The organism is Mesorhizobium sp. CNPSo 4684 (assembly GCF_057784315.1).
Genome location: NZ_JBWLUX010000024.1, coordinates 19,977 through 38,130 on the forward strand (window position 1 = coordinate 19,977; position 18,154 = coordinate 38,130).

The window sequence follows — 18,154 nt, forward strand, 5'->3', positions numbered from 1 at the left end:
CGCGCAGCAAAGGCGGGGAGGCTTCTGGCACAAACCGCTTCCATTCTCGTGCACATTGCAACCAATCTGCCGAACCGCTACTGCCATCAGCGAAAGTGAGCCGGGTAAGCAATGAAGCTGGTCAGCTACAACATCCAGTACGGGTTCGGCAGCGATGGCCGATACGATCTGACGCGCGCGGCGCGGATTGTGGGTGGTGCAGACATCATTGCGCTCCAGGAGGTGGAGCGGCACTGGCAGCGGAGCAATGAGGACGACCAGCCGGAGATCCTGTCCAGGCTGCTGCCGGACTATCATTGGGTTTACGGCCCGGCCTTCGACATGGACGCCAGCGAGCGGCGCCATGGCCGCATCGTCAACCGCCGCCGGCAGTTCGGCACCATGCTGCTGTCGAAATTGCCGATCGTCTGGTCGCGCCTGCACGCGCTGCCGATGCGCCGCACGCTGAGGCCGCTCAACACCCGCAATGCCGCGCTTGAATGCATGATCCGCACGCCGGCCGGGCCGGTGCGATTCCTGTCGCTGCATCTCGCCCATATCGCGGCGGACGAGCGGCTGGAGCAGATCGACTATCTGCTTGCCGAACATCGCCGCGCGCCGTCCGAGGGCGGACCGTGGAGCGGCATCGATGACGAGCCTGCGCGCAGCTGGACCAGCGGTGAGGTCGAGCCGGAAAATCCGATGGCGGCGATCTGGATGGGCGATTTCAACATGGAGCCGGGGAGTGCTGAATACAGCCGCATCGTCGGCAGCACGCCCTATCATCGCGGTGCCGCTTATCTCGACGGTTTCGTCGATGCGGCGTCCGTTGCCAGCGGGCCGACCGCTGATTTCCACACCCATGTGAAGACCATCGACGGCAAGGTGGCCAAGCGCCGGCTCGATCACTGCTTCGTCGGCGGCATGTTCGCGGACCGCGTGCGATCGGTCAGCGCCGATGTCGGCGAGGTGGCGTCCGATCACTTCCCCCTCCGGGTCGACATCGATCTCGAAACGCCCCTGGGCTCGGGAGGTCGGTGAGCCCTCCATGACGCTGTTCGTCTTCTTCGCGGTGCTTGCAGCGGCCGCCATGCACGCGATCTGGAATGCGCTGGTCAAGGTGCATCTCGACCGTTTCCTGTCGATCACTCTGATGACGCTGGGCATGGGGTTTGCCGCGCTGTTCGTGCTACCCTTCGTCGAGTTTCCGAAGGCCGACGTGTGGCCCTACATCATCGCCTCGGTGATCTTCCATATGGGCTACCGGACCTTCCTGATCGGCGCCTACAAGGCGGGTGATTTCGCCCAGACCTATCCGCTGGCGCGCGGTACGGCGCCGCTGCTGACCGCGCTCGGCGGCATTGTCGTGGTGCAGGAGATGCCGGCGCCGTTCGCCATCCTCGGCATCCTGCTGCTGTCGGCCGGAACGCTGGTGATGTCGTTTCGCGGCGGCGTACATCTGGAGCGGTTCAATCTGCGCGCGGTCGGCTTTGCGCTCGGCACCTCGATCTTTATCTCCAGCTACACGCTCTCCGACGGCAGCGGCGCGCGGCTGGCGGCGACGGCGCAGAGCTACGCCGCATGGCTGTTCATCTGCGACGCTTTTGGCGCGCTGGTGCTGTGCCTCATCTTTCGCGGGCCCAAGGCACTGCCCGTTCTGGCGCGTGACTGGAAGGCCGGGCTGTTCACCGGCGTGCTCAGCGGCGCCGCCTACTGGATCGTCATGTGGGCGATGACCAAGGCGCCGATCGCCTCGGTGGCGTCGCTGCGCGAGACCTCGATCCTGTTCGCCATGATGATCTCGGTCTTCGCGCTGGGCGAAAAGATGACGGGCTGGCGCGGTGCTGCCGCGCTCAGCATTGTTGCCGGGGTCGTGGCGTTGCGGCTTGGCTAGTCGCCGTCAGCCGAGCACCGTCATCACCTGGCCGCGCCGTTCCGGGCTGAAGCGGATGACGACGATGATGCAGACGGCGACCACGCCGGCAAACAGCGCCAGCGCATAGCCATAGCTGCCTCCGGGTGCCTCGGCGATGCCGGCCTGGTAGGGGCCGCCATAGGACGCTGCGAGATTGCCGGCCTGGTAGATGAAGCCGGGCAAGGTCGCCCGCACCGCACCGGGCGAGAGCTCGTTGAGGTGCACCGGAATGACGCCCCAGGCGCCCTGCACCGCGACCTGCATGACGAAGGCGCCGATGGCCAGCATGAAGGGCGTCGAACTGTAGGCCCAGAGCGGGATGGCCGGCAGGGCGATCAGGCAGGCCAGTGTGATTGCATTGATGCGGCCGATTCGTTCCGACAGCGCGCCGAACGCCAGGCCGCCGACGATGGCGCCGATATTGGCGACGATGGTGATCCAGCTCACCGTATGCGGGTCGAAGCCATGCTGCTTCTTCAGGAAGGTCGGGTAGAGGTCCTGCGTGCCGTGGCTGAAGAAGTTGAAGAACATCATCAGCACCACGGCATAGACGGCGACGCCCCAGTGCTTCTGCAGCGTTTCAAGGAGCCCCGGCTTGACGGATTTCTGCGCCTCGACGAAGCCGGCGATTCCGGCACGTGCGAGCGGATGAAGAACACGATCAGCGCCGGCAGGAAGGAGAGCAGGAACATGGCGCGCCAGCCGATCGTGTAGCCGCCGATGGTCTGCTGGTAGAGCAAACCATAGACCACAGCAGCCAAGAGATAGCCGGTGGGGTAGCCGCATTGCAGGATGCCAGAGACCATGCCGCGGGCGCTCGGTGGGATCGATTCCATGGCGAGCGAACTGCCGAGCCCCCATTCGCCGCCCATGGCGATGCCGAACAGAGCACGCAGCGCGAGGAAGATACCGAGATTGGGCGAGAAGGCGGCGAGCGCGCCGATCACCGAATAGCTGACGATGTTGAGCATCAGGATGGGTTTGCGGCCGTATCTGTCGGCCAGCATGCCGAAGAAGAAGGCGCCGACAAAGCGCGTTGCCAAGGTCAGGAACAGCGCCTTGGAGACCGCGGGGACGTCGGTGTTGAATTCGGTTGCGATGTCGGTGAGCAGGAAGGTCAGAAGGAAGAAATCAAAAGCGTCGAGCGTCCAGCCGAGGAAGGAGGCAAGGACGGTTTTCTTCTGTTGCGGGGTGAGGGTCACGACGTTGCTCCAATGCATCCCCCAGGAAACGATATGTCCCTCGGCCCGCAAAAGAGAACAGCGATCAGCCGGCTTTCGAAAAGACGACGGTCACTTTTTTGAGATATCGAGATCGAATACCATCAGCCCGTCGGTGCCGCCTTCGAGTGCAGCGACCAATCGGGCGCCGGCGCGTTGATGCGCCTCATGCACCAGATAGGCGTCGCGGGCGGCAGCATCGCGGAAGTCGATGGTGAAGCCATGGCTGAAACCGCGCGCGAACGGCTCCGGGCTGACATTGGCGCTGAAATGGACCGTGTCCATGCCGTCGATTACCTGGCGCAGCGCTTCGAGGTCGGCGTGAATCGCCGACCGCTCGGCGTCGGGGACATCGCCCCGGAATTTGACGAAGACGCAATGCCTGATCATTGAGTGGCTCTCCCGAATGACTATGCGGCGCGATTGCCGGAAAACACCGCCGGCGGCAGCGGCTCGCGGCCAAGGATAATATCCGAGCCCTTTTCGCCGACCATGATGGTCGGCGCATTGGTGTTGGAAGAGGGCACGCGCGGCATCACCGAGGCATCGCAGACGCGCAAGCCTTCAATGCCGCGCAGGCGCAGGTCCGGTGTCACCACGGCCATATCGTCATGGCCCATGCGGCAGGTGCCTACGGGGTGATGATCGGTCTTGGCGGTGCGGCAGGCATAATCGATCAGCTCTTCATCGCTGGCGAGCGATGGGCCGGGCAGCACTTCGCGCAGCACGTAAGGGGCAAGCGCCTTCTGCCGCATGATTTCGCGTGCGAGTCTCAGCCCCTTGATCGACATCGCGCGATCATAGGGATCGGACCAGTAGTTCGGATCGATCAGCGGGTGGTCGGCCGGATCGCCGCTCTTCAGCCGCACCGTGCCGCGCGAGCGCGGGCGCAGGAAGGCCGAGTTCAAGGTGACGCCCGGGTTGTTCAGCTTCTCGACGCCGGCTTCGATGCCGGAGCCGAGGCCGAGATGGAACTGGATGTCGGGCGATGCGGCTGTCGGATCGGCGTACCAGAAGCCGCCGGTCTCGAACAGGCTGGACGCGACGGGTCCCTTCTTCAGCAACAGATACTGCAAGCCGGCCCATGCCGTGCGGTGCAGTTTGGCGTAGTTGTCGTAGGTGTGATCACCGGTGCATTCGGCGATGACGAACAAATCGAGATGGTCCTGCATGTTGGAGCCGACGCCGGGCAGATCATGCACCGGCGTCACGCCGACCGAATTCAGGTGATCGGCCGGGCCGATGCCCGACTGCATCAACAGCTTCGGCGAACCGATGGCGCCGGACGAGACGATCACTTCCCGTTCGGCGTGCAGGATGGTCTTCTGGCCGCCCGGCCTGTCGACGATCTCGACGCCGATGGCGCGGAATTTCTCGACGACGATGCGGGTCACCAGCACATCGGTCCTGACAGTCAGGTTCTTGCGGGCGCGGATCGGCTTCAGATAGGCGACCGAAGCGGATGAACGCCGGGCGTCCTTCTGGGTCAGCTGGTAATAGCCGACGCCTTCTTGGGCAGCGCCGTTGAAATCCGGGTTGAAGGGGATGCCCATCTCCTGGCCGGCACGGAAATAGGCCTCGCAAATCGGCAGCGGGGAAATCGGGTTCGACACGCCGAGCGGCCCCTGGTCGCCATGAAAATCGTTGGCGAAGCGCTGGTTGTTCTCGGCCCGCTTGAAATAGGGCAGCACGTCCCGATAGCCCCAGCCCGCGAGGCCCTCTTCCTTCTCCCACGCGTCGTAGTCGCGGGCGTTGCCGCGTGTGTAGATCTGGGCATTGATGGAGGAGCCGCCGCCGACCACCTTGGCCTGTGTGTACCAGAAGACGCGATCCTTCATGTTCTTCTGCGGCACAGTCGACCAGCCCCAAGACACGATGCCCTTGGTCATCTTGGCAAAGCCCGCCGGCATGTGGATCAGCGGATGCCAGTCCTTGCCGCCTGCTTCCAGCAGCAATACCGAATTGCCCGGATCCTCGCTCAGCCGATTGGCGAGAACACAGCCGGCCGGGCCGGCGCCAACGATGATGTAGTCGGTCATGGCATCACCCTTACAATCGCGGCACGGACAGCGCGCCGTCGACATTGATGATCGAGCCGGTGGAAAAGCCGAGCTTACCGGCGGCAAGCGTCGCCACCACAGCGCCGATGTCGGACGCTTCGCCCCAGCGCTTTGCTGGCACCAGGCCGCCATCGATCAGCGCGTCGTATTTGGCTGTCACGCCCGCCGTCATTTCGGTGCGGATGATGCCTGGGCGCAACTCGAACACGCCGATGTTTTCCGGCGCGAGCCTGAGCGCCAGGTTCTTCACCCACATGGACAGCCCAGCTTTCGAGATGCAGTAATCCGAGCGTTCCGGTGAGGCCATTTCTGCGCTGACCGAGGTGATGGTGATGATCGAGCGCGGATGATCACCCGGTGCCGCCAGCATCGCCTTGGCGATGGCCTGGCTGAGGAAGACGGTGCCGCGCAGATTGATGTTCAGCGCACGGTCGAAATTCTCCGGCTTCAGCTCCAGCAGATCGCCGCGCACCACGGCGCCGACGCCGGCATTGTTGACGAGACAGTCGATGCGGCCGAAGGCGTTTGTGGCGGCGTCGACCAACGCGGCGTGACCGTCGAGGTTGGCGATGTCGCATCTGATGTAGGCGAACTTGGCGCCGCGTGCGGTGATGTCGGCGGCAAGACCATCCGGCGCTCGTTCGGCAAGATCGGCGACCAGGATGTCGAAGCCGGCATCGGCCAACGCCTCGGCGCAGGCCAGCCCAATGCCGCGCGCGCCGCCGGTGACGATGGCAGAGGGCCGGGTCATGGGGATATGTCCCTTCGAATGTCAGCGCCGCCCCTCATCGCCCTGCCGGGCACTTCTCCCCGTATAGTGACGGGGAGAAGGACGCCTTCATCGCAGGCTTCGCCAATCGCCGCAGGAGCGCCGGGGTTGCGGCCAGCTGTCTTCTCCCCGCTTACGGGGAGGTGCCGGCAGGCTGATGAGGGGCGGCGCTGACCGATCATGCGGCAAGCTCCACCTTGCGGATGTGATCAGCCACCCGCAACGCCTGCGCGGCGATCGACAGTGCCGGGTTTACCGCAGCCGAATTCGGCAGAAAACTGCCGTCGACGACGAACAGGTTCCGGTGATCAAAAGCGCGGCAGAACGGGTCGAGCGGCGAGGTCGCCGGATCGTCGCCCATCTTGACCGTGCCGCACTGGTGCGACGGCGTACGCTTGTCGAAGGGGCGCGACAGCACGATTGGATAGCCGCAGGCGCGGAAGTTTTCGCGCATCACCTTGGTCAGCCCGTCGAGCGACTGCATGTTGGAGCGCCGCCACTGCATGACGATGTCCTTGCCATCGACCATGATGCGGCTTTCCGGATCGGGCAGGTCTTCGCACATCAAATACCAGTCGACGGCATGGCCGGCCATGAAATCCAGCGCGAATTTCGGCACTCGCTTGACGTTGGCCTTCAACATGTTGCCGTCGATCTTGCCGAGCAGTTGGACATTGCCGAGCGGCTTGCCGCCCTTGCCGTCGGAGAGATAATGATCGTTCAGCATCAGCGTCTTCTGGTAGACGCTGTCGTTCCTGCGGCGCGGATCGATCGCCAGCATGGCGCTGGAATTGTGGTTCATGAAATTGCGGCCGACCTGGTCGGAGCGGTTGGCGAGGCCCTTGCCATCTGATGACTGCGAGCGCAGCAGGATGACGGCGGAATTGACAGCGCCCGCGGAGAGGATGACCAGCTTCGGCGCTACCTTCTTCAGCTCGCCATTCTGACGGTAGTGAATGGCCGATATGGTTTTGCCGTCGGGCGACGCTTCGAGATATTCGACATAGCAGCCGGTCTCCAGCCGGATGTTGGTGTCCTTGAGTGCAGCCGCCAGCGGCGCCGTCTGGGCATCCATCTTCCCCTGGCCGGTGTTCGGAAAGGCGTCCCAGCCGGTCTTGCCCTCCTTCAGCCAGGTGTCGATGTCGACGCCGAGCGGCAGCGACGCCGGGTGCAGGCCCAACCCCTTCAGTTCCGCGCGGGCGCGGGCGATCGGCGCTTCGTCGGGCACCGGCTTGAAGGCATAGGGGATTGAGTGGAACGGTTCGGTCGGGTCTTCGCCCAGCGTGCCGCGGACGCGAAACAGCTGCTCGGCTTTCGAATACCAGGGTTCGAATTCGTCATAGGAGAACGGCCAGGCCGGCGAGACGCCGCCAAAGTGCTCCATGGCGGCGAAATCCTCTTTGCGGTAGCGGATCAGCACCGCGCCATAGAACTTCGAATTGCCGCCGACATAGTAATAGTTGCCGGGGTTGAAGGCGGCGCCGCCGGCCTCGCGCCACATCTCCTTGGGACGGTAGTGGCCGTCGACGAAGATCGAGCGCGTGTCGCGCGCATGCGGCGTTGCCGGCAAGGGTTCGCCGCGCTCCAGCATCAGGATCGAGGCGCCGTTGCCGGCCAGACCGGAGGCGATCGTGGCGCCGCCGATGCCAGAGCCGATGATGACGATATCAGGATTTGTCATAGCCGTCAGCGAATGCGGCTCTCGGTCGCCGGATCGAAGAACACTGCCTTGGTCAGGTTGAAGGCCAGCGGCGTGCTGGTGCCCGGCTGGATGTTGGCGTCGGCGCGCAGCCGCGCCACAACGGGCTTGCCGCCGAGATTGGTCACCGCGAACGTGTCGGAGCCCGCAGGCTCGACCACCTCGATGTGCAGGTCGGCAGTGGCGATGTTGGAAGCGTTGCGTTCGGCGCCTTCCGGATCGGTCAGCGCTTCCGGCCGGACGCCGAAGATGATCGGCTTGCCCTGGAAGGCCGAGAGACCCGCAGGTGCATTGGCCATAGGCAGCGTGATCGGCTCGCGCGCCTCGCGCTGCAGCACCACGGACAGCGCGTTGCCCGATGTGGCGATGGTCGCCGGGATCAGGTTCATCGCCGGCGAGCCCATAAAGTCGGCGACGAACAGGTTGCTGGGGTTGTTATAGATTTCGGCCGGGGTGCCGAACTGCTGCACCTCGCCGTCGCGCATGACGGCGATCTTGGTCGCCAGCGTCATCGCCTCGATCTGGTCGTGGGTGACGTAGACGATAGTGGTACCGGTGGTGGCATGCAGGCGCTTGATTTCGATGCGCATGTCGACGCGCAGCTTGGCGTCGAGGTTGGACAGCGGCTCGTCGAACAGGAACAGTTTGGGGTCGCGCACCAGCGCCCGGCCCATGGCGACGCGCTGGCGCTGGCCGCCGGAAAGCTGGCTCGGCTTGCGCTGCAGGAGGTGGCCGATCTGCAGCACCTTGGCCACCTTGTCGATTGCCTTCTGGCGCTCGTCGGCCGGCACGCCGCGCATCTCCATGCCGAAGGAGATGTTTCCGGCCACCGTCATGTTCGGATAGAGTGCATAGCTCTGGAACACCATGGCGATGTCGCGCTTGGAAGGATGCAGATCGTTGATGGCGCGGCCGTCGACACGGATCTCGCCCTCGGTAATCTGTTCCAGGCCGGCAATGGTGTTGAGCAGCGTGGACTTGCCGCAGCCGGACGGACCGACCAGCACCAGGAAGCCGCCCTTTTCGAGCTCAACATCGATGCCCTTCAGGATCTCAACATTCCCGAAACGCTTCTTCAGACCAGCAATTTCCAGAAAAGCCATCAGATTATCCTTTGACCGCGCCCGCCATCAGGCCACGCACGAAGTAGCGGCCGGCGACGACATAGACGAGAAGGGTGGGGAGCGCCGCGATCATCGCGGCCGCCATGTTGACATTGTATTCGACGACACCGGTCGAGGTGTTGACGACGTTGTTGAGCGCAACCGTCATCGGCATGGAGTCGCCGGTGCCGGCATAGGCCGAGGCGAACAGGAAGTCGTTCCAGATGTTGGTGAACTGGTAGATCACGGTGACGACGAAGATCGGCATTGAGTTCGGCAGCATGATGCGGCGGAAGATCTGGAAGAAGGAGGCGCCGTCGACCTGTGCGGCCTTGATCAGCTCGTTCGGGAACGCCTCGTAGTAGTTGCGGAAGAACAGAGTGGTGAAGCCAATGCCGTAGACGACGTGGACGAAGACGAGGTTGACTGTCGAATTGCCCAGACCGAAGCTCGTTCCGATCGAGTTCTGCAACGTCACGCCGAAGCGGCCGATGCTGCCCAGGATGGTCGCCATCGGCAACAGCACCGACTGGAACGGAATGAAGCAGGCAAACAGCATCAGCCCGAACACCAGCGTGGCGCCGCGAAAGCGCCATTTGGTCAGCACATAGCCGTTGAGCGCGCCGAGCATGGTCGAGATCAGCACGGCCGGAACCACCATCTTGATGGAGTTCCAGAAATAGCCCTTGATGCCGGCGCAGGTGAGGCCGACGCAGGTCTCGCCCCAGGCCTTCAGCCACGGGTCGAAGGTCGGCGCCTTGGGTAGTGCCAGCATGTTGCCGTTCTGGATCTCGTCCATGGTCTTGAACGACGTCACCAGCATGACGAACAGCGGCATCAGATAGAACAGCGCGAACAGCGCCAGCAGCCCGTAGATGACGATGCGGTTGAGGGTCTTGGTGCTCATGCCGCCGGAGGCCTGCCGGGAAGCAGTGGGGCGGGCAGGGGTGGCGACAGCGCTCATCGCGGCTTCTCCCGCAGTTCCGAATAGAGATAGGGCACGATGATGGCGACGATGGTCATCAGCATGATCACCGCACTGGCCGAGCCGACGGCCATTTCGTTGCGCTTGAACGTGTACTCATACATGAAGTTGGACGGCAGCCAGGCCGAGCCGCCGGGCCCGCCGCTTGTCAGCGCCACCACCAGATCGTACGATTTGATGGCGAGATGGGCGAGCACGATGAAAGCCGACAGAAAGATCGGCCGCAGCAGCGGAATGACGATGCGGCGGTAGAGCTGGAAGGTTGTGGCGCCATCGATCTGCGCCGCCTTCATGATCTCGCCGTCAATGCCGCGCAGCCCGGCCAGGAACATCGCCATGATGAAGCCGGAGGCCTGCCAGACGCCGGCAATGACCACGGTGTAGATGACGAAATCCTTGTTCTTGATCCAGTCGAAATGGAAGCTCGTCCAGCCCCATTGATGCAGGGTCTGCTCAAGGCCGAGACCGGGATCGAGGAACCATTTCCAGGCAACGCCGGTGACGATGAAGGACAGCGCCATCGGGTAGAGATAGATCGGCCGCAACACGCCTTCGCCGCGGATCTTCTGGTCGAGCAGGATGGCCAGGAACAGGCCGAGCGCTAGGCAGATGGCGATATAGAGAAAGCCGAAAATGCCCATATTGGTGATCGACGTGTACCAGCTCGATGGCGGGTCGGTGTCGAAGGTCCAGCCCCACAGGCGCTGATAGGCGCGCGAGCCGGTGATGACATAGGACGGGAAGGTCTTGGAATTGGTGAAGGACAGATAGATCGTCCACAGGATGAAGCCGTAAACGAACACGATGGTGATGGCGAAGCTCGGCGCCAGCACGATCTTCGGCAGCGCGTCCTGCAGGCGCGAGCGCACCGAGGGGCGCGACCGCTCCGGCGTCAGCTTGATCTGGGTTGTCGCTACACTGCTCATGAGGCTCCTCCCGTTTCGGGTCGTCCGTGCTCTGGCGTCAGGCGGCAAGGCGGCCCCGTGCATACGGGTCTTTGGTCGGCATGGTGTTCAGGCCGGCCAATCCTGAGGTGAAACCTTCCCCGCCGAAGCGGGGAAGGTGTTTTTAGGCTTACTTGGCGTCGTCGATTGCCTTGACCAGTTCGGTCACGGCTTCGTCCGAGGTCTTGATCTGACCATGGACGAACTTCGAAACGACGTCCTTGTAGGCATTGGCGACCGCCGGAGGCGCGCCATAGCCCTGGGCCAGCGAGCCGAACAGCGTTCCGCCTTCATTGGCAGCCTTCAGGTCGGCGATGCCCTTCTTGCCGCACGCGTCGAAGTCGGTGTCCGGAACGTCGGTACGGGCCGGAACCGAGCCCTTGACGACGTTGAAGGCCGACTGGAAGCTCTTCGACAGGGTGGCGGTGGCCAATGCGACCTGGGCGGCCTTGCGATCGTCCGGAACGTTAAACATGCCGAACATGTCGGAGTTGTAGATCACGGAGCCGTCGGTGCCCGGGAACCGATAGCACAGGAAGTCCGTGCCCGGCGTTTTCTTGGCGGCGTTGAACTCACCCTTGGCCCAGTCGCCCATGACCTGCACAAGGGCGTCGCCCTTGATGACCATGGCCGTGGCAAGGTTCCAGTCGCGGCCCGAGAAGTTCGGATCGACATAGGTGACGAGCTTGGCAAGATTGTCGAACGACTTCTTCATCGTGTCGGATTTGAGCGACTCGTCGTCGAGGTCGTTGAAGGCCTTCTTGTAGAACTCAGGTCCACCGGTCGACAGTACGACCGAGTCGAACATGGTGGCTTCCTGCCAGTTCTGGCCGCCGAGAGCGAGCGGGATGACACCAGCCGCCTTGGCCTTGTCGAGCAGGGCGACGAAGTCGTCGAAGGTCTTCGGCTCGGCGCCGCCGATCTTGTCCATCACCGCTTTGTTGATCCACAGCCAGTTGACCGAGTGGACGTTGACCGGAGCCGCGACCCACTTGCCGTCATAGACGGAGAACTTCTGCAGGGCTGCCGGAACCGACTTGTCCCAACCTTCCTTCTTCGCCGTCTCGGTGAGGTCGCCCATGACGCCGGCCGCCGCATAGTCGAGCACGGTGTAGCCGAGCATCTGCGACGCCGTCGGGTAATTGCCGGCCGCGACCATTGCCTTCAGCGCGGTCATGGCGGCGTCGCCGCCACCGCCGGCCACCGGCACGTCCTTCCAGGCATAGCCTTCCTTGGCCAGGTCGCCCTTGAGGACGTTGAGAGCAGCCGCTTCGCCGCCCGACGTCCACCAATGCAGCATCTGGACTTCCTTGACGTCCTCGGCATGGGCCGAGAAAGCAAAGGTCGTCGCCAGAGCCGTTCCGATAAGCAGTTTGCGCAACATCTACTACCTCCCTTGTTGCATTCACATAACCGACGGATGCCCGCCGGGTTCTTCCAAACTCAGCCGACCCACCAACCGGTGCGCTGGCCGCGATGAAACTGGATTGTTTTTTCCTCGGTATAGTCCTCGACAGCGCGTTTGCCGAGTTCGCGTCCGATGCCGGACTGCTTGTAGCCCCCGAAAGGCAGCTCGGGATAGCCTTCCATGAATGTGTTCACCCAAACCGTCCCCGAACGCACACCACGCGCCACCGACATGCAAGTGTCGATGCTGGCGCTCCACACACCCGCCGACAGACCATAGGGCGTGTTGTTGGCGATGTGCAACGCCTTATCAATCGATTCAAAAGTCAGCACCGACAGCACCGGTCCGAACACTTCCTCACGCGCAATGGCCATGTCTTCTGTGACGCCGCGAATGATGGTCGGATCGAGATATTGGCCGGCATTCGAGGCCAGCTGTTTGCCGCCGCTGTAGATATTGCTGCCACCGCTTGCAGCTGCCGTGACGTAACCGGCCACCTTGGCCAGATGGTCCGACGAAATCATCGCGCCGACCTTGGTGCGGTCGTCGAGCGGATCGCCTACCGTCACTTTAGCGGTGAGGGCCTTCACGGCGGCGAGGAAATCGTCTGCGATCGCCTCATGCACGATCAGCCGGCTGCCGGCATTGCAGCATTCGCCGGCGTTGAAAAAGCCGCCGAACACCGCGGCGTCGGCGGCCGCTTCAAGGTCGGCGTCGGGGAAGACGATCTGGCCGTTCTTGCCGCCGAGCTCCATCGAGACTTTCTTCAGCGACTGCGCGGCTGCAGCCATGGTCATCTTGCCGACGCGGGTCGAGCCGGTGAAGGACACCATCTCGACCAAGGGATGGCTGACCATCGGTGCGCCGACATCGGCGCCGAGACCGGCCAGGATGTTGACGACGCCGGCAGGCAGGCCGGCCTGCATCAGGATATCGCCGAGCAGGAAGGTCGAGGCCGAGGTCATTTCGCTGGGCTTCACCACCGCCGTGCAGCCGGCGGCAAGCGCGAAGGGCAGTTTCTGGCTGACGATGAGGAAAGGGAAATTCCACGGCGTAATGATCGAGACGACACCGATCGGCTCGCGCACGACCACGCCCAGCATGGCGTCGCCAAGATTGGCGTAGCTCTCGCCATGCAGCGTGCGGGCAAGCGAAGCGGCATAGCGCCAGATGTCGACGGCGCCGCCAATCTCGCCGCGTGCCTGGGCGATCGGCTTGCCGGATTCCAGCGCATCGAGCCGGGCGATGTCTTCCAACCGGGCTTCGATGAGGTCAGCCGTCTTGAGCAGGATCGCGGCCCGTTCAGCCGCCTTCATGCGCGGCCACGGGCCGGTCTCGAAAGCCTTGTGCGCCGCCTGCATCGCCGCTTCCACCTCGGCCGCGCCGGCCTGTGCATAGCGCGAAACGGTGAAGCCGTGGCCGGGACTGTTGCGCTCCAGCGTACGGCCGTCGCGGGCATCGACATGCTTGCCGTCGATCAGGAGCTTGTAAGCCTTTGGCGCCTTGGACGCCTCAGTCGGCATGGAAATGTTGAGCGGTGCGTTCATCATACTTTCTCTAGGATCTCGAAAAGGCCGGCTTTTGCTTCGTCTTGAAGGCGCCGACGCCGGCCTTGAGGTCGCCGGTCAGGGCAATAAAGCCGCTGGCCAGCGCCTCGGTCGCGGCAGCGCTTTCCTCGCCTTCGGCGACTGCGATCATCAGCTTGGCGGCTTCGGTTGCGAGCGGCCCGCGCTCGGCGATTTTTTCGGCCCACGTCTTGGCCTCTGCCAGCGCCTGGCCGGTCTCCACCACGCGGTCGACGATGCCGAGGGCAAGCGCGTCGGGGGCGGCAAAGACCTCACCGCCAAGCGCCATGCGGCGCACGACCTGCGCACTGAGGCGGCGCACGGCGCGCTGTGTGCCGGACCAGCCGGGGACCACGCCGATCGATGTTTCGGGGAAGCCGAGCTTCACCTGCGTTTCGGCGACGCGGAAGTCGCAGGCGACTGCCAATTCCAGCCCGCCGCCCAGCGCATGGCCGGACAGCACCGCAATGGTCGGTTGCCTGAGCCTTGCCAGTCGGTCGAAGACGCGGTGGCCATAGCGCACCCACTGCACCTGGAAATCGGCGGCGCTCATTTGCGCCCAGGCCTCGACATCGCCGCCGGCGCAAAAGCCCTTGCCTTCGCCGCGGACGAGCACGACGCGCACGCCGTCAGCTATCTCGGCTTCGTCGAGCGCTGTTTCAAGCGCCCGCAACATCGGAATGTCCAACGCGTTGAACTTTTCCGGCCGACGCAGCGTGACGATGCCGATGGCGCCGTCCTGCTCGAAGCTGACGAGGCGTTCAGCCATCTGCGCCTCCGAGCGAAGCGCCGCCATTGAGCGACAGGCCGATCGGCCGATCCTGATAGAGGGCCGTCGGCGTGACCTTGAGGTCGTTGGCGACGCCGAGCGGTGTCTCGGACTGCGCCAGCACATCGCGCTCGAGGTCGATGCCCGGCGCCAGTTCCGTCACCATCAGGCCGTCCGGCGTCAGCTTCATTACGCAGCGTTCGGTGACATAGGTGATGTCCTGTCCCTGCGCGACGGCGCGTTTTCCCGAGAAGGAGATGTGCTCGACCTCGTTGACCACCTTCTTGACCTTGCCTTCGGCGTCGATGCGGATGCCGCCTTCGGCCAGCGACAGTTTCGCACCGGCATTGAAGAAGCCGGAGAAGACGATCTTCTTCGCCCGCGCCGTGATGTCGACGAAGCCACCGGCGCCGGCGGTGACATGCGGCCGTGCCGACAGCTTGGAGACATTGACCGAGCCGTGGCGGTCGATCTGCAGGAACGACAGCAGCGAGGCGTCGAAGCCGCCGGCCTGGAAATAGATGAACTGGTGCGGCGAGGGCATGATCGCCTCGGCGTTCGAGGCACAGCCGAACTTGAAGTCGAGCAGCGGCACGCCGCCGACAGCGCCTTGTTCGATCACCCAGGTGACCTTGCCGTGCTGGCCTTCCTCGAGGAGGATGCGTGGCACGTTGGCGGAGATGCCGAAGCCGATGTTGACGGCCATGCCGTCGCGCAATTCCATGGCAACGCGGCGTGCGATGACCTTCTGGACGTTCATCTCGGCGTTGCGGAAGCTCGACAGCGGCCGGAAGATCTCGCCTGAAATCGCCGGATCATAAGGCGTCAGCGTCGTCTGCAACTGATCCGGCGCGACCACGATATGGTCGACCAGAACGCCGGGCACGCGCACATCATGCGGCTTCAGCGTGCCGTTCTCGACCACGCGCTTGACCTGCGCGATGACGATGCCGCCATTGTTGCGGGCAGCGAGCGCCTGTTCGAGGCCGCCGAGATAGGCGCCTTCATGCTCATAGGTGAGGTTGCCGCGTTCGTCGGCGGTGGTGGCGCGGATGATCGAGATGTTGGGTACGATCGAGCGGAAATAGAGCCATTCCTCGCCGTCGAACTGCTGCACCGAGACGATCGGCTCGCTGGCGGCCGCGTTCATGGCGCAGCCCTGGTGGCGCGGATCGGCGAAAGTGTCGAGACCGACCTTGGTCAGCACGCCCGGCCGCTTGGCGGCGGCCTCCCGATGCATGTCGAACAGGATGCCTGATGGGACGTTGTAGGCGGCAACCGAATTGTCGCCGATCATCTTCCAAATCTGCGGCGGCTCGGACGAGGAGGGGCCTGAGGGGTAGGAGCCGCACAGCGTGCGCTTCAACAGGCCGGGCTTGGCCAGATGGTCGATGCCCTTGATGCCGTACATGTCGCCGGCGGCGATCGGGTGCAGCGTGGTGATACCCTTGGGATGGCCTTCGGTGTCGAAGCGCTCGCCGATGGCGGCCAGCACCGCATCCGGGCAGCCGAGGCCGCTCGATGACGAGACGGATACTGTCATGCCGTCCTTGATCAGGCCGGCGGCTTCCGCGGCGGAAACGAGTTTGCTCACTTGGCGCTCCCGAGCTTGGGATCGATTGCGACCGCCTTGCCGGATTTCTCCGACTGCAACGCCGCTTCGGCTGACGCAAGCGACCAGACGCCGTCCTCGCCGGTGGCGGAGGGCTGGCCTTTGCCGCTGATGGCGGCGTGGAATTGGCGCAGCGACCGGACGTAGAGGTCTTCGTGGTCGAAACTCAGTTCCTCCTCGCCCTTGGCTGTGCGCAGCAGCACCGTGCCGACCGGCTTTTGCGTCATCACATTTTTGCCGATCAACGAGCCTTCCGAACCATGCACTTCGAAGCCGGTGTCGGCGAACTTTGTGGTGAAGCCTTCATGCGACTGGGCAATGACGCCGGACTTGAAGCGCCAGATGCACATGGCGCCGTCTTCCAGCCCACTGCCGGCCATGCCGGCCGACTGGGTGAAGGCGGAAATCTCGATCGGGTCGTCGCCAAGCACGAAACGCAGCGTGTCGGCATCGTGCACGGTGATGTCGAGCACCACCCCGCCGCCGGCCTCAGGTTTGGTGATGCGCCAACCCTGCAGGTTCTCCGGCAGGTAGACGGAATGGAAGACACGCGCGGCGATCGGCTTGCCGATGCGGCCGGCTGATATGGTATCGCGCATGGTGCGGTGGGCGCCGGCATTGCGCAGATGATGGTTGGTGCCAAGCACGATTCCGGCTGCCTTGGCGGCGGCGACCATGGTGCGCGCATCGGCGCTGGTCAGCGCCAGCGGCTTTTCGCACAGAACATGCTTTCCCGCCTTGATCGCGGCCTGCGCCTGTTCGAGATGCAGTTCATTGGTGGTCGAGATGTAGACGGCGTCGATGCCGGCGCCGAGCAGGTCGTCGAGTGTCGAGACGGCGAGCGGAATGCTGTTTTCCGCGGCATAGGCCTTGGCCCGCTCCGGGCTGGAGCTCATCACCGCTGATATCTCGCCACCCTCTTGCGCACGGATGGCGTTGATCATGAACTGTCTGGCGATCGTGCTGGCGCCGATCAATCCCCATCTGACGCTCATGCGGCGTCTCCCATTCCTGCAGGCATGTTCCGGGCGCGGCGATCGGGACCGCAGCTTTCCCTGACGACCAGATTGACGGCGCCGATATGGTCCTCGGCACGTGTGGTGCGCGACTGGATCATCTTCAGCATGACATGCGCGGCGCGCTCGCCAAGGCCTGCCGTGTCCACCGAGACGCTTGTCAGCGCCGGCATGTAGTGCTCGGCCTCGACCACGTCGTCGAAACCGACAACGGCGAAATCCGCGCCGGGCTCCAGCCCGCGCTTGCGCAGCGCCAGCATGACGCCGAAGGCAACGGCGTCGTTGAAACACAGCGCCGCCGTCGGCGGCTCGGGCATGGCAAGGGCGGTTTCAAGGCAGGCGATGCCGCCCCTGCGGCTGGTCTCGCCTTCGACGACAAGCACGTCGCGCCTGGCAATGCCAAGCGTTTCGCATGCCTCGCGAAAACCGCCCAGGCGCTCCTGATAGACGACCAGATCGGAGGTGCCGCCGAAGAAAGCCAGCCAGCGATGGCCCTTGCCGATCAGATGGGCGGCGGCGAGATACGCGCCGCGATGATTGTCGGGCGCGATCACAGGGATGCGGCTGTCCGGCAGGCGGCGCATCGCGAAGACCACCGGCACGCCGGCCGTCTCGAGGCGGCGGAAGGCGCCCGGGGTCGTGCCGCGCGCCGGCGAGACGATCAGGCCCGCGACGCCCTGTTCCATCAGCGACTTCAGCACTTCCTCCTGGCGCACCGGATTCTCCGCCGTATTCGCGATGAACGGCACGATGCCGGCTGACTGGAAGACACGCTCCATGCCGACCGCCAGCTCGGCGAAAAAGGGGTTGGTGAGATCGTTGATGACCATGCCGATGACGTTGGAGTGGGCCTTGCGCAGATTGGCGGCGCCGCGGTTGTAGACATAGCCGACATCCTCGATCGCCTTGCGAACCTTGAGCGCGGTTTCAGGCCGGATCAGCCCTGAGCCTTGCAGCACGAGCGACACCGTCGATTTGGACACACCGGCCTCGCGGGCGATGTCCAGGATCGTTGCCTTGGGCCGGCTGGCCATACGGGCGGTTTCCTCCGCTTGAATTGGAAAATCTATTGGAACGTTCTAATCGCTGTGCCAAACGAGAGTCAATCGG

At 63.9% G+C, this 18,154-nt stretch carries 15 protein-coding genes and 1 pseudogene; 2 read left to right on the top strand and 14 right to left on the bottom strand.

Features of this window, described 5'->3' with window-relative positions; translation table 11 throughout:
- Positions 1–111 precede the first annotated feature (111 nt).
- Together AC04SG_RS21695 and AC04SG_RS21700 are read left to right on the top strand one after the other, a co-directional pair.
- Positions 112–1,020, top strand: a complete 909-nt coding sequence (locus tag AC04SG_RS21695; protein WP_488552725.1) for an endonuclease/exonuclease/phosphatase family protein — start codon at positions 112–114, stop codon at positions 1,018–1,020.
- 7 nt (positions 1,021–1,027) lie between these two features.
- On the top strand, positions 1,028–1,873 hold the full coding sequence (locus AC04SG_RS21700) for an EamA family transporter (protein WP_488552726.1): 846 nt from the start codon (positions 1,028–1,030) through the stop codon (positions 1,871–1,873).
- A 6-nt stretch (positions 1,874–1,879) separates the two neighbouring features.
- On the opposite strand, the pseudogene AC04SG_RS21705 reads toward AC04SG_RS21700, so the two are convergent.
- The 14 genes and pseudogenes from AC04SG_RS21705 to AC04SG_RS21770 all read right to left on the bottom strand — a co-directional run bounded on the left by AC04SG_RS21705 (position 1,880) and on the right by AC04SG_RS21770 (position 18,078).
- Positions 1,880–3,096, bottom strand: a pseudogene (locus tag AC04SG_RS21705) (MFS transporter).
- A 90-nt stretch (positions 3,097–3,186) separates the two neighbouring features.
- Entirely contained in the window at positions 3,187–3,504 is a 318-nt protein-coding gene (locus tag AC04SG_RS21710; RefSeq protein ID WP_488552727.1) for a Dabb family protein, read from the bottom strand.
- A gap of 20 nt (positions 3,505–3,524) precedes the next feature.
- Positions 3,525–5,153, bottom strand: a complete 1,629-nt coding sequence (locus AC04SG_RS21715) for a GMC family oxidoreductase (protein WP_488552728.1) — start codon at positions 5,151–5,153, stop codon at positions 3,525–3,527.
- A 10-nt stretch (positions 5,154–5,163) separates the two neighbouring features.
- Complete coding sequence (locus tag AC04SG_RS21720) at positions 5,164–5,931, bottom strand: 3-ketoacyl-ACP reductase (protein WP_488552807.1); 768 nt, start codon at positions 5,929–5,931, stop codon at positions 5,164–5,166.
- A gap of 190 nt (positions 5,932–6,121) precedes the next feature.
- Positions 6,122–7,624 (bottom strand): GMC oxidoreductase, encoded by a 1,503-nt coding sequence (locus tag AC04SG_RS21725; RefSeq protein ID WP_488552729.1) that lies wholly within the window; start codon positions 7,622–7,624, stop codon positions 6,122–6,124.
- Positions 7,625–7,629: 5 nt separating this feature from the next.
- The gene (locus tag AC04SG_RS21730; protein ID WP_488552730.1) at positions 7,630–8,745 is read right to left on the bottom strand and encodes an ABC transporter ATP-binding protein; all 1,116 of its coding nucleotides are present in this window, start codon (positions 8,743–8,745) and stop codon (positions 7,630–7,632) included.
- A 4-nt stretch (positions 8,746–8,749) separates the two neighbouring features.
- Entirely contained in the window at positions 8,750–9,709 is a 960-nt protein-coding gene (locus AC04SG_RS21735) for a carbohydrate ABC transporter permease (protein ID WP_488552731.1), read from the bottom strand.
- On the bottom strand, positions 9,706–10,656 hold the full coding sequence (locus tag AC04SG_RS21740; protein WP_027043147.1) for a carbohydrate ABC transporter permease: 951 nt from the start codon (positions 10,654–10,656) through the stop codon (positions 9,706–9,708). Before AC04SG_RS21740 ends, AC04SG_RS21735 begins: the two co-directional genes overlap by 4 nt.
- A gap of 148 nt (positions 10,657–10,804) precedes the next feature.
- Positions 10,805–12,058 (bottom strand): ABC transporter substrate-binding protein, encoded by a 1,254-nt coding sequence (locus AC04SG_RS21745; RefSeq protein ID WP_477351039.1) that lies wholly within the window; start codon positions 12,056–12,058, stop codon positions 10,805–10,807.
- Positions 12,059–12,117: 59 nt separating this feature from the next.
- Positions 12,118–13,629, bottom strand: coding sequence for an aldehyde dehydrogenase family protein (locus AC04SG_RS21750; protein ID WP_477351241.1), 1,512 nt, complete (start codon positions 13,627–13,629; stop codon positions 12,118–12,120).
- Positions 13,630–13,639: 10 nt separating this feature from the next.
- Positions 13,640–14,416 carry an enoyl-CoA hydratase/isomerase family protein gene (locus AC04SG_RS21755; RefSeq protein ID WP_436261267.1) on the bottom strand — a complete coding sequence of 259 codons (777 nt, stop codon included), beginning with the start codon at positions 14,414–14,416 and terminating at the stop codon, positions 13,640–13,642.
- Positions 14,409–16,010 carry an acyl CoA:acetate/3-ketoacid CoA transferase gene (locus AC04SG_RS21760; protein WP_488552732.1) on the bottom strand — a complete coding sequence of 534 codons (1,602 nt, stop codon included), beginning with the start codon at positions 16,008–16,010 and terminating at the stop codon, positions 14,409–14,411. Before AC04SG_RS21760 ends, AC04SG_RS21755 begins: the two co-directional genes overlap by 8 nt.
- Positions 16,007–17,023, bottom strand: a complete 1,017-nt coding sequence (locus tag AC04SG_RS21765) for a Gfo/Idh/MocA family protein (protein WP_488552733.1) — start codon at positions 17,021–17,023, stop codon at positions 16,007–16,009. Before AC04SG_RS21765 ends, AC04SG_RS21760 begins: the two co-directional genes overlap by 4 nt.
- Positions 17,020–18,078, bottom strand: coding sequence for a LacI family DNA-binding transcriptional regulator (locus tag AC04SG_RS21770; protein WP_488552734.1), 1,059 nt, complete (start codon positions 18,076–18,078; stop codon positions 17,020–17,022). The genes AC04SG_RS21765 and AC04SG_RS21770 overlap by 4 nt, the downstream gene beginning before the upstream one ends.
- Between the last annotated feature and the right edge of the window lie 76 nt (positions 18,079–18,154).